16 protein-coding genes are annotated in these 11,233 nt (G+C 29.8%); 3 read left to right on the top strand and 13 right to left on the bottom strand.

Going from position 1 to position 11,233, the window contains the following annotated elements; all coding sequences use genetic code 11:
* Positions 1-199 precede the first annotated feature (199 nt).
* Entirely contained in the window at positions 200-373 is a 174-nt protein-coding gene (locus IDG66_RS11105) for a hypothetical protein (RefSeq protein ID WP_000267034.1), read from the bottom strand.
* Positions 374-823: 450 nt separating this feature from the next.
* Between IDG66_RS11105 and IDG66_RS11100 the strand changes: the two genes are divergently transcribed.
* Entirely contained in the window at positions 824-1,864 is a 1,041-nt protein-coding gene (locus IDG66_RS11100) for a C45 family autoproteolytic acyltransferase/hydolase (RefSeq protein ID WP_001188043.1), read from the top strand.
* 56 nt (positions 1,865-1,920) lie between these two features.
* Here IDG66_RS11100 and IDG66_RS11095 read toward each other — a convergent pair whose 3' ends face one another.
* Genes IDG66_RS11095 through IDG66_RS11085 form a run of 3 tightly spaced genes read right to left on the bottom strand, consistent with a single transcriptional unit; the run spans position 1,921 to position 3,901 of the window.
* Positions 1,921-2,763, bottom strand: a complete 843-nt coding sequence (locus tag IDG66_RS11095) for a DUF4097 family beta strand repeat-containing protein (protein ID WP_000713072.1) — start codon at positions 2,761-2,763, stop codon at positions 1,921-1,923.
* Positions 2,760-3,317, bottom strand: a complete 558-nt coding sequence (locus IDG66_RS11090) for an HAAS signaling domain-containing protein (RefSeq protein WP_001033971.1) — start codon at positions 3,315-3,317, stop codon at positions 2,760-2,762. Before IDG66_RS11090 ends, IDG66_RS11095 begins: the two co-directional genes overlap by 4 nt.
* 59 nt (positions 3,318-3,376) lie before the next feature.
* Positions 3,377-3,901, bottom strand: a complete 525-nt coding sequence (locus IDG66_RS11085; RefSeq protein WP_000966288.1) for a membrane protein — start codon at positions 3,899-3,901, stop codon at positions 3,377-3,379.
* Between the two features lie 120 nt (positions 3,902-4,021).
* On the opposite strand from IDG66_RS11085, the gene IDG66_RS11080 reads away from it, so the two are divergent.
* A complete protein-coding gene (locus IDG66_RS11080; RefSeq protein ID WP_000182842.1) occupies positions 4,022-4,585 on the top strand; it encodes a thioredoxin family protein in 564 nt (187 codons plus the stop codon).
* Positions 4,586-4,650: 65 nt separating this feature from the next.
* Here the strand turns inward: IDG66_RS11080 and pmtD are convergent, their stop codons facing one another.
* The 7 genes from pmtD to IDG66_RS11045 all read right to left on the bottom strand — a co-directional run bounded on the left by pmtD (position 4,651) and on the right by IDG66_RS11045 (position 8,990).
* Positions 4,651-5,391, bottom strand: a complete 741-nt coding sequence (gene pmtD / locus IDG66_RS11075; protein WP_001221657.1) for a phenol-soluble modulin export ABC transporter permease subunit PmtD — start codon at positions 5,389-5,391, stop codon at positions 4,651-4,653.
* The gene (gene pmtC / locus IDG66_RS11070; RefSeq protein ID WP_000763048.1) at positions 5,391-6,263 is read right to left on the bottom strand and encodes a phenol-soluble modulin export ABC transporter ATP-binding protein PmtC; all 873 of its coding nucleotides are present in this window, start codon (positions 6,261-6,263) and stop codon (positions 5,391-5,393) included. Before pmtC ends, pmtD begins: the two co-directional genes overlap by 1 nt.
* The gene (pmtB, locus tag IDG66_RS11065) at positions 6,260-6,940 is read right to left on the bottom strand and encodes a phenol-soluble modulin export ABC transporter permease subunit PmtB (RefSeq protein ID WP_000645726.1); all 681 of its coding nucleotides are present in this window, start codon (positions 6,938-6,940) and stop codon (positions 6,260-6,262) included. Before pmtB ends, pmtC begins: the two co-directional genes overlap by 4 nt.
* Positions 6,941-7,837: a phenol-soluble modulin export ABC transporter ATP-binding protein PmtA gene (gene pmtA, locus IDG66_RS11060; RefSeq protein WP_000991301.1), complete on the bottom strand. Its 897-nt coding sequence runs from the start codon at positions 7,835-7,837 to the stop codon at positions 6,941-6,943.
* Entirely contained in the window at positions 7,834-8,214 is a 381-nt protein-coding gene (pmtR, locus tag IDG66_RS11055; protein ID WP_000691584.1) for a PSM export ABC transporter transcriptional regulator PmtR, read from the bottom strand. Before pmtR ends, pmtA begins: the two co-directional genes overlap by 4 nt.
* 258 nt (positions 8,215-8,472) lie before the next feature.
* Positions 8,473-8,649, bottom strand: coding sequence for an SE1626 family protein (locus IDG66_RS11050; protein ID WP_000681968.1), 177 nt, complete (start codon positions 8,647-8,649; stop codon positions 8,473-8,475).
* A 242-nt stretch (positions 8,650-8,891) separates the two neighbouring features.
* Positions 8,892-8,990 (bottom strand): Trp-rich small protein, encoded by a 99-nt coding sequence (locus IDG66_RS11045; protein WP_000990056.1) that lies wholly within the window; start codon positions 8,988-8,990, stop codon positions 8,892-8,894.
* 199 nt (positions 8,991-9,189) lie between these two features.
* Between IDG66_RS11045 and IDG66_RS11040 the strand changes: the two genes are divergently transcribed.
* Entirely contained in the window at positions 9,190-10,476 is a 1,287-nt protein-coding gene (locus tag IDG66_RS11040; RefSeq protein ID WP_001068523.1) for an aminotransferase class I/II-fold pyridoxal phosphate-dependent enzyme, read from the top strand.
* 323 nt (positions 10,477-10,799) lie between these two features.
* Here IDG66_RS11040 and IDG66_RS11035 read toward each other — a convergent pair whose 3' ends face one another.
* Positions 10,800-11,090, bottom strand: coding sequence for an MAP domain-containing protein (locus IDG66_RS11035; RefSeq protein ID WP_001792929.1), 291 nt, complete (start codon positions 11,088-11,090; stop codon positions 10,800-10,802).
* Between the two features lie 10 nt (positions 11,091-11,100).
* Positions 11,101-11,233, bottom strand: a 133-nt coding sequence (locus IDG66_RS14325) for an MAP domain-containing protein (RefSeq protein ID WP_430324777.1), incomplete at its 5' end; no start/stop codon positions are given.

The following is an 11,233-nucleotide window of genomic DNA, read 5'->3' as shown; positions in this document are numbered from 1 at the left end:
TGTTAATACGTAGTATTAATGGCGAGACTCCTGAGGGAGCAGTGCCAGTCGAAGACCGAGGCTGAGACGGCACCCTAGGAAAGCGAAGCCATTCAATACGAAGTATTGTATAAATAGAGAACAGCAGTAAGATATTTTCTAATTGAAAATTATCTCACTGCTGTTTTTTAGGGATTTATGTCCCAGCCTCTAAATGTTATTAGTTATTTTTACTTTCAATATCAGAAATAATTTCTTTAGTTTTTCTTTCAATATCTTCAAAATCTTTTTTAAAGATATAAGCAAATGCTACTACACCAACACCAGCAACTAATGTTGTAATAGCAACTAAGCTAAATACGAATTTAAACACACATTTAATAAAATTCCACATCTCAATTTCACCTCTGTTAAATTAAATACCTATCTACATTTCATTATACTATCATATATAGAATAATCATTAAATAAATACCCACTTTTACGAAATATATTCATCAAATTATATAGTGAGCAAGCTAATGATTATTTTCAAAAATGCCGAGGAACCTCTGTTTCAACGTGACATGACCTTATATGCTAATGTTAACAATGACTATTATCGTGAATGCTAACTTAAGATTGTTATTTATGATAAGATGATTTTAAGTTTTTAACTTAATATCCCCACCATCTATAAAAATATGTTTTAACTGATTGATAAGTCTTATACACCGAGAAATCACCTCAAACAATTTTATATTTCATTTAGTAAAATATAACTTTATTTAACATGACATTCAATATACATACGATTACTATTTATTTACAATATATTACAACTAAAAAGAAAGGGGCCGATGATATGCAACAAGTGATATCAGATATTATGACTTTTAGAGGTTCACATTTCGAGTTAGGTGTTAAAACTGGTAAATGGCTTCAACAAACACCTCTTCTAAAAAATCGAGAAAAAGAATGGAAAAAACGTGTCCCACGTTTCGATATAGATGTAAATGAAACTTATCAAATATTCCAAACTTACGCACCTCAAATATGGGAAGAATTAATGGGACTACAAAGTATACTCAAAATGCCAACACGCCAAATTATTTTAAACTTTGGACATTATCGTTTTACCGATTTAAAAGAAAGTGGTTGCACGGTCTTTCAAGGCAAAGACTTCATGGTTAGAAATTATGATTACCACCCTGCAACTTATGATGGTCGCTACTTACTATATCAACCTACAGATAGCGGTTTAGCTCAAATTGGTCCTGTATCAAGGGTAACTGGAAGAATGGATGGTATGAATGAGTCAGGATTAACTATGGGCTATAACTTTATGCACCGGAAAAAACCAGCAAATGGTTTTGTATGTTATATGATTGGTCGTCTAATTCTTGAAAATTGCCGAAATGTAACAGAAGCAATACAATTATTGAAAGAAATACCACACAGAAGCTCATTTAGCTACATACTGATGGACAAATCATTGAACCATGCAATTGTTGAAGTGACACCGAGATCAATAGATGTTCGTTATGATAATATATGTACAAATCATTTTGAAATATTAACACATGAAAATCGTAATTATACAAAAGAATCTAAAGAAAGACTGGCGCGTACCATTTCACAAACTAATGATAATTTAGATATGACTACAGCATTTAAGTTATTCAATAATCCTCAGTATGAAATTTACAGTAAACTATTCAAAAGCTGGTCTGGCACCATCCATACATCAATGTATCAACCTGAAACATTAACTGCATATTTTACATTGGGAGAAAATGCGCCACCAGAAATAATAGATTTCAAATCATGGTTAGATGGTCAAGACCTTAATATCACTCACTTTACTGGCAATATAGATACCGACTTAACTTTTGCCAACAAATAAATAACACCGATATTAGAGAAATTATGCTTCCTAATATCGGTGCTTACATCCTTTATTTATTCAACTTTGATATTACCATCAATCGTATAAAATTCTAAAACATTGTCGCTTTTCCCAACTTTACCATTAGTAAATGTTTTATTTTTAACTACGCTATCACCCGTTCCCGGATTTAGCTTTAGTATAGTGTCTTCAGGTTTACTATCATACTTAAAACGAATATCTCCTTGTTTAGTAGAAGCTTTTGCATCTACTTTTGATGGCATGTTTTTAAATTCAATGTCACCATGATCGTTTAAAAATATGGATTGTTTAATTTGACTCTTGTCGATTTGTAGCGTACCAATAACAACTTTAATATTGCTATTTTTAATGTTACTTTTACTAATATAAGTAGAACTATTATTTGTCTTTGAATCTAGTGCGTCAAGATTTGAGTTTTTAATAACTACTTCACCGTTAATGCTTTGAATACTTGTGTTCTCTAAATCAACATCACTGATTCTAACACTTCCTGCTCCAGATGATAGATTTAAACGTTTAATCATTTTATCAGGCATTTCAATCGTTAACGTTTTCTTATTCTCATGAAAAGGATTCATATCAATTGCATATCCTCTTGTCTTAGACCTTTTATCACTAATCTTCAACGTCTTATCTACTATATTAATTAATATATCATTGTCACCATCATATTTAACTCTAAATTGATTCCCCCGTTTTATACGAAGTTCTGTACTATCCAAATTTATAGATACATTGTCAAAAGCATCGTCTTTGAATGTTTTATCATATTGTTTAGTACCATATTTGTTTTTATCATAGCTGAACCAAATAATGGTTGCTGCTGTAAAAAAGACAACAAACACTAAAAGCCCAATAAAAAAGAATTTCTTCATTTTCTAACGCTTCCTTTGACAGTTTTAATATACCAAAGTAAATATTTTAAGATTAAACGATAAATGTATTCTAAAATCTTAAATATGACAATGATAAATACTAATCCTAATCCTGAATATGATATGGCAAAAAATACATTACTAATTGAGTCCACAATTCCTCTGGATATTGCTGATGCTAATAAAATAATTGGACAAAACAGCAGCAAAAGTGATATTAAAAATAATGCTAATACAAATAATCCAACTATAGATACTGGTATAAGGATGACAAAAATAGATAGAATGCCTAAACTTAATGAAGCAGCAACAGCTCTTGAAATATTTTCAAATGTTGGTTTAGATTCAGCATAATCAATAACACTTCTAGCTTTTGTTTCAGCTGCAACATCTTGTGGGTCTTTTAACTTCTTTAAAATTTCCCCTTCATCAACGCCATTAAGTTCTTGCTCATAAAAATAACGTTCATATTCATACATTTTTTGATCTCTTAAATGCCTAGGTAGCGCATCAAGTGCTGTTTCTAATTCATTTAAATAAGTAATCTTGTTCATATAGGTCACTCATCCCAATAAAATTATTCATTCGTTTTTTATAACTTTAAGACCTAAAGCTATTTACTAAAAAATTCAATACGTTTAATTTCTAAATCTTGATAAAGTAAGTTTAATTTTAAATGGTTATCTCTATCAATATACTTTACCGATGAGAAATCATTGCCAACTTTTGTTCTTTTATATCCGAATCCAAGATTTTCAATCGCGTTATTTATCGGCGAACCAATTCCCCCATCAAAATTAGTATGTATCTTTTCATCTCTTACTAATATTATCCCCTTAACGATGTTATCCTTTTCTCTCACTTTAACGGTAAGATCAGGGTGAGCTTTACTGTTATAAAATTTAAAACGATCAAACTTAATTTTTTTATTTACTTCATAGCCTTTTTTATCAAACTTCTCATTTAATTTAATATCGTTTATTTCAAGATTAGACAAATCCACAGTTTTCGTATGACGATATTGATATAAACCAATTAATACACCAAAAGAACAGATTAAAAATAATATAAACACAACCCAGCGATTTTGAATACGCACTGATGTCACCCTTTCTTTGTACTTATTTAAATATAGCATAAGGTGCTTCCCGTTTCATCCTTAACAAAAATTAACAAAGAATTTGCAATTAATTTATTTCATTACCTTTTATTACTATAAATTGGTATAATGTTGTAAATGCTAAAGGAGGTTTTTACAATGACAAATTTAGAAACTTATTTCAAAAATAGCCAACCCTTAAATGAATACATTGATGGAATGAAGACAAATCAAGATACCGTTCTCAGTATCTATCAATCATTTGAGTTACCAGAAGATGATTCACGCATCAAAAAAATAAAAGAGATGAATTATTCTAAAGTATTAGTAATTACTGAAGACTGGTGTGGAGATGCAATGATGAATCTCCCAATTCTAAAACACATCAGTGAAGCATTAAATTTAGAAGTACGCGTGTTCCATAGAGATGATGATACAAAACTGATCGATCAATATTTAACAAATGGTAAATCACGTGCAATTCCTATCTTCGTATTCTTGAATGATCAATTCGAACAAGAAACAGTTTGGGGACCAAGAGCAAATGAAGTCCAAAAATTTGTAACTGATGTTCGTGCTGATAAATTACCGAGCAAAGATCATCCAGACTATGCAGATTTAGAAAAAGAAACACACTTAGTTATATCAAACCGCTATAAAACTGACGCTTCATTTTGGAAAGCAGTTTATAATTCCATCCTAAATAAATTAGAAAATAAATAAATTTACAATAAGACAAACTTTGAGGTTGGGAAAATTTAAAATTCCCAACCTCAAAATTATTTTTATTAAATGTCTTTTTTAGCGACATATAAGATATTCAAAATGAAGAATATTACTATAGAACCTAATGAAATTACCCATTGCCAATTGCTAAAATCAAAGTTAGAGCTAATCATTTTATCAGTTAAGTAAGCAAAAGGGATATAATCAAAAGCATCTAAAACTTTTTCACCGTATCTTGGGATAAATGTAATAAAAGGTTTAATAAACGGTACAATAAGTACTAAAAATACACCTAATGAAAATATCATTGCTGTTTTTTGTGATGCAAGTGTGATTAAGAATAAAAACAAGCCAAAGAATAGTAAAAAGATTAGGAAGAACCATAAATTATCTACATATTTAGAAAACGCCAAATTTTTTCCATTACTAGATGCCTGCACAACAATCAAAATCACATAATGAATTAATGCAAATAATATTGAAATTAAAATAATTGAAATTGTTTTCGAAATAATGTATCCAACGCGTGTTTTAACTTTACTCATATATAGTTGAATTGTACCTTGTGAAAAATCACGCGTAATTGTCTTAACAACAAACATTAATCCAATTATTAACAATAACCATTTTGCTGCAGCAAATACAGATCCATAGACAATAATATGTTTCGGGTTATCCATAGAATTTGCCATAAGTATACTTTGAGTTGCAATCAAACTAGATACGACTAGTATCGCTAAATATGTTAAAGGACTTTTAAAAATACTATAAAGATCATACTTAACTAAATTTAAAATTCTCATTATTTATCACCTCTTTGATTTATATTGAAGTACGTATCACGCAATGAACTTTTACGTGTTTCAATATATTTCGGATAAATATCTAATTCAGATAATGCTTTTAGTATAACTTGATAATTTTTTTGTGCATTAATCATTAAATGTCCGTCTGCTTTGTCGACATTTTGTAATTGGAAATGCTCTGCAAGATATTTTTCAGTTCTATCAAAGTCTTTATGATCAACAGTAACTATCGTTGTGTCAGATGCAACACCTTCCTCCATGTTTACATCTTGAACAAAATGTCCGTCTCTTAAAAATACAGCTCTATCACAAATTAATTCAATATCTTCTAACTTATGACTTGATATTAGAATTCTCATATCAAGTTCATTTACTAGAGACTTAATTGTAGTCAGCACATCAATTGAGCCATCTGGATCCATACCATTTGTAGGCTCATCCAAGATTAAAAATTTAGGTTTATTCATTAAAGATACTGCAATTGCTAACTTTTGCTTCATCCCCATTGAATATTTCTTAACTTTCTTTTTAATATAAGGTCTCATACCAAATGCATCTATAATTTTGTCTGTGTATGCTTTATCAAAACCCTTACCTAATACTTGTGCAAATAATTTCAAGTTATACAATCCTGATTTATTATCATATAATTTAGGATGCTCAATTAAAAAACCGATATTATCTGCATTATCAATGTCTACTTTTCCATCAAATTTAATAATATTACCATTCATTACTTTCATAACGGTTGTTTTACCAACACCGTTTTTTCCTATTAATCCGACAATTCTACTATCGCCAAAGTCAAAATCAATATCATTTAAAACGACATTTGAGCCGTATTTTTTTGTAATATGTTCTAATTTCATCGACTGCCTCCTTTAAATTTTCTAGTATTTATTTTATTGAGCTGTTTAAAATAATTAACAATAAGTATAACAATGCTTATAATTAGAAAACCAATATTTAAAATATATGAATATAAATCTGGGAATGATGATTGACTTAGAAGAAAATAATTCACCAACACTATTGCAATTGAAAATAAAAATGGAACTAAAATGATAATAGTAAACACGTATATACCATATGGCACTTTGACTCTACGCAATTCTGTAAATTGACTAAATGCAATTGGTATAGACAAGAAGTTAGATATGACAAATGCATATGCAGTTGAAAAATAGATTGAATTTGGTTCAATCACATCTGCTTCATAAGCATATAAACTAATAACAAGCGTTCCAATTAATGTTAAAACAATGCATGTAATATAGTTGGCATTAAGCAATTGTTTTTTTGACACTGGTAAACTCATATAAAAATAATATGAATCATTACCACCTAATCTACGATTGAGTCTAAATAAGTGACCAGCATCTAAAATCCAAATAATCAATATTGTTGGACTTATAAAAGATTGCAATAGGTAAAAGAACTTTGTTGAGTCAAGCATTATATAAAAAGGATATAAGGTTAATAATAGAACATAGATGATAAGTGTATATCGTCGTAATTTAAAATTCCTAATTAACAATGCCTTCATTTAAAAACCTTCTTCCATCAATTTGATGTTTTCATGATATTTAGGTTTTCTCTTTTCAAGATAAACCATTAAGTTCTCAATAGAAGGTGTAATGATATTCACTTTATGACCTAAAATTTCTTTAAATACTTGCGCATGTTCTGTTAATCCTATAAATCCCGTACGCTTATGTTCTTCATAAATAAGTAGAGATGCTAATTCATCATCAAGGTCCTCAATAGCACCACTCACAACTTGATATCTTTGTAACAGTTGTTCTTTTGAACCATTTAAGATAACTTCACCGTCACTTAAGTGAATGATATAATCAGCTATTTTTTCTAAATCTGAGATAATGTGTGTCGACATGAATATTGTTTTATTTTCATCAATTAATTCTTGCTGAATTATCTCCAATAGCTCATTTCTAGCTAAGGGATCAAGACCTGAAGTAGGCTCATCAAAAATATACAATTCAGCATGATGTGAAAATGCAACTGCTAGTGATAATTTCATTTTCATCCCAGTCGAAAATGTTTTTATTGATTTATTGATTGGTAAATCGAACTTTTCAAGATAAAATTCAAATACTTGATGGTCCCATTTACGATAAAAAGGGGCAATCATTTTTTCAAGTTGCTTCGTAGTCCATCTCTCATTAAAATAATTTTCAGAGTAAACAAACCCAATTCTATTCTTTAACTCTATCGGATTGAGAGCCATATCCTCTTCTAATACTCTAATAACACCAGTTTGTGGTTGATACAAATCCATAATTAACCTTATTATTGTGGTTTTACCAGCGCCATTTCTACCAATAAAACCAGTGACGAATCCTTGAGGAACTTTGAAAGAGATATTCTTTAAATTAAACTGATCACTTGAATAATTAACATTACTTAATTCTATGGCATTCATGATGATTCCTCCTCATAAATGAACGTTAAAATATCTTGAAGTTCCTCAAGTGACATTTCGATGGCTTGCGCTTCATTAACCAATTCTTTAACCAAATTTTCAATGGTAAAAAATTGTTTCTCTTTTAAAATAGAACTATCTTGCTCCTTAACAAAGGTCCCTTTTCCTCTAATTGTTGTAACAAAACCGTCTTTCTCTAAATCTTCATAAGCACGTTTGGTAGTAATCAAACTTACTTGAAGATCTTTGGCAAGTTCTCTCATTGACGGCAAATGCTCTCCAGGAGCAACATGTCCCTTTAAAATATTTTGTTTTACTTGTTGCTTAATCTGTTCATAAATCGGAAAATCACTATTGTTTTTTAAAATTATTTTCATCAACGTCCCCCTATCACTTTCTGTATATATACAATATACACAATATACACAGTTTTGTAAATATGCATGTCTCATTATCAACCAGTCTTCAGAAATAACACTGAGTATTGTATTACTAGCAGTTGAATAAAATGAAATGACACTACCATTTAATCTTGCATTGTCTACTTCAATAAAAAAGACTGCTAAAACGAATGTCTTTAATCTCTACGTGACAACCGTAGCGTCAACATAAACAATCGTTTTAAACAGTCAATTCTATTTACTATTTTTACGTCGATCATTACTTCTACTTATAAAAGCACAAATCATAAACATAATCGCTGCTAATAATAATTTTATACCTTGGCTTTCATGATTAGTTGCTTGTAAATAATAACCAATAATAAATAAAATAATTGCAAGTACTACAAATATTTTTGTTAGATGTTTCAATTTATTTCACCTCAACATCGACATTATAACAAATATAAATTTTTTTAATAAGTTATTGAATTTCAAAAGTTCAAGGTACTAATCACTTTCAACTAAAATAGCGCAACAAAACCATTCAATCAAAATGATTATTGATTGCGATATATTGTGTTCAATGATATTATTTAAGTGTATCCACAGAATTATACTACACAACCCCAAGTCTGGTACCAGCAGACTTGGGGTTATTTATGTGTGTAGGATCATTTTTTATTTTTCCATTTCAGTTCTAACCAAAGTCGAAAAATAATTAGTAAGCCACCTGTAATAAGTGTCATCATCCCTTCTTGCCACCACATCATTACACTACACCTCCGTTCGACTAAAGTATCATACTGAAGGATGACCTACACCTATTCTAACATAAAAACAGAACATATGTTCGTATTTTGGCAGCAGATTTTACATATTATTCGTTAATTCACCAACAACACTTTATCTTTGGTATAATTGAAGATAATATATAGGCATACAATTTTTTTAAAGAGAGGTTAAGCAATAATGAATCCTTTAGCCCAAAGCTTAAATGAACAACTTCAACAGTCAAATGCAACTGCCTTTGCAATGTTATCTGACTTAGGTCAAAATATGTTTTATCCAAAAGGCATTTTATCTCAATCTGCTGAAGCAAAGAGTACAACATATAATGCAACTATAGGTATGGCGACAAACAAAGACGGAAAAATGTTTGCATCATCTTTAGATGCAATGTTTAATGATTTAACTCCAGATGAAATATTCCCTTATGCGCCACCACAAGGCATCGAAGAATTACGTGATTTATGGCAACAAAAAATGTTGCGTGACAATCCAGAGCTATCAATCGACAACATGTCACTACCAATTGTTACGAATGCATTAACACATGGTTTATCTTTAGTTGGCGATTTATTTGTAAATCAAGGTGACACTATCTTGTTACCAGATCATAATTGGGGTAATTACAAACTTGTTTTCAATACGAGAAATGGTGCAAACCTTCAAACATATCCTATCTTTGATAAAGACGGGCATTATACTACTGATTCACTTGTAGAAGCTTTACAATCATACAATAAAGATAAAGTCATTATGATTTTAAATTATCCTAATAATCCGACAGGTTACACACCTACGCATAAAGAAGTGACTACCATCGTCGATGCAATTAAAGCATTAGCTGATAAAGGTACAAAAGTTATAGCTGTTGTGGATGACGCATACTATGGTTTATTCTATGAAGATGTGTATACTCAATCATTATTTACTGCATTATCTAATTTAAATTCAAATGCAATATTACCTGTTCGTTTAGATGGTGCAACAAAAGAATTTTTCGCATGGGGATTCCGTGTTGGGTTTATGACATTTGGAACGTCTGATCAAACAACTAAAGAAGTATTAGAAGCCAAAGTAAAAGGTCTTATACGAAGTAACATTTCTAGTGGACCTCTTCCAACACAAAGCGCTGTTAAGCATGTATTAAAAAATAATAAACAATTCGATAAAGAAATCGAACAAAATATTCAAACATTAAAAGAACGCTATGAAGTCACTAAGGAAGTTGTCTATGCTGATCAATATCATTCACATTGGCAAGCCTATGACTTTAACTCTGGATACTTTATGGCAATAAAAGTTCATGATGTTGACCCTGAAGAACTTCGTAAACATTTAATTGAAAAATATTCAATTGGTGTTATTGCACTTAATGCAACAGATATTCGTATTGCGTTTAGCTGTGTAGAAAAAGAAGATATCCCACATGTATTTGATTCAATTGCTAAAGCGATTGATGACTTAAGATAATTAATTTCAACCAATAATCTGATGAGTATGACTCGGATTATTGGTTTTTTATTTTTAAAATTATTCCTTCTTTCAAAGTATCATAAGATATATTTTATTCAGCAACTTGTCAAACACTATACCTAATTAGTTTTATACATCTCTCCTAACAAAATCAAAAAATCGGACAGATGAAAAGTAAAAAACTTTTTCTATCAGTCCGATTTATTATAGAACCAATTTATATAACTTTTGGCAAATCACTTCAAACATTCAAGCATCACATCTCTACAAATGTAAAAGGCACCCCACGATTGTGAGATGCCTTATTATAAAATTAAAGATTAGAATTTAAGTTCAATATCTACCTTTTTAATGTCAGTTGCTTTAAATACTCTTTCATCTTTATACTCAGTTTTTAAGTCTACATATTTTGACGAACCATTTTTAAAATACACTTTATACACTGCGCGTTCAGCAAGTTCTATGTCATGTTTAGTTATCCCTTGATCATTTGCAATTGCTGATTTAAGTTTTATACTTAAATCATTAATTGTAATTTTGCTTGCATTATAGAACACAAATTCATTTGAAACTATGTTTTCAAATTTATTTATTGTTACTGGGAATTTCACATTATTAGATTTATTTATTTTTTTTTGATTTAGTGTATTGTTTTACATCAATATCTATCTTTTTAATATCTTTGGCACTAAATAAATTAGGTGTAAAGATGTCTGATTTTAAATTCACTACTTGTTTCTTTCCATTTTTGAAA

Origin of the sequence: Staphylococcus sp. EG-SA-18, from assembly GCF_017151825.1 — a bacterium.
GTDB lineage: Bacteria > Bacillota > Bacilli > Staphylococcales > Staphylococcaceae > Staphylococcus > Staphylococcus aureus.
This window is presented reverse-complemented; position numbering and strand designations above follow the sequence as displayed.

Bases quoted from the DNA above. Each gene is read 5' to 3' on its own strand.
- IDG66_RS11105 (WP_000267034.1), bottom strand. From the start codon at position 373: ATGTGGAATTTTATTAAATGTGTGTTTAAATTCGTATTTAGCTTAGTT.
- IDG66_RS11100 (WP_001188043.1), top strand. From the start codon at position 824: ATGCAACAAGTGATATCAGATATTATGACTTTTAGAGGTTCACATTTC.
- IDG66_RS11095 (WP_000713072.1), bottom strand. From the start codon at position 2,763: ATGAAGAAATTCTTTTTTATTGGGCTTTTAGTGTTTGTTGTCTTTTTT.
- IDG66_RS11090 (WP_001033971.1), bottom strand. From the start codon at position 3,317: ATGAACAAGATTACTTATTTAAATGAATTAGAAACAGCACTTGATGCG.
- IDG66_RS11085 (WP_000966288.1), bottom strand. From the start codon at position 3,901: ATGCTATATTTAAATAAGTACAAAGAAAGGGTGACATCAGTGCGTATT.
- IDG66_RS11080 (WP_000182842.1), top strand. From the start codon at position 4,022: ATGACAAATTTAGAAACTTATTTCAAAAATAGCCAACCCTTAAATGAA.
- pmtD (WP_001221657.1), bottom strand. From the start codon at position 5,391: ATGAGAATTTTAAATTTAGTTAAGTATGATCTTTATAGTATTTTTAAA.
- pmtC (WP_000763048.1), bottom strand. From the start codon at position 6,263: ATGAAATTAGAACATATTACAAAAAAATACGGCTCAAATGTCGTTTTA.
- pmtB (WP_000645726.1), bottom strand. From the start codon at position 6,940: ATGAAGGCATTGTTAATTAGGAATTTTAAATTACGACGATATACACTT.
- pmtA (WP_000991301.1), bottom strand. From the start codon at position 7,837: ATGAATGCCATAGAATTAAGTAATGTTAATTATTCAAGTGATCAGTTT.
- pmtR (WP_000691584.1), bottom strand. From the start codon at position 8,214: ATGAAAATAATTTTAAAAAACAATAGTGATTTTCCGATTTATGAACAG.
- IDG66_RS11045 (WP_000990056.1), bottom strand. From the start codon at position 8,990: ATGATGTGGTGGCAAGAAGGGATGATGACACTTATTACAGGTGGCTTA.
- IDG66_RS11040 (WP_001068523.1), top strand. From the start codon at position 9,190: ATGAATCCTTTAGCCCAAAGCTTAAATGAACAACTTCAACAGTCAAAT.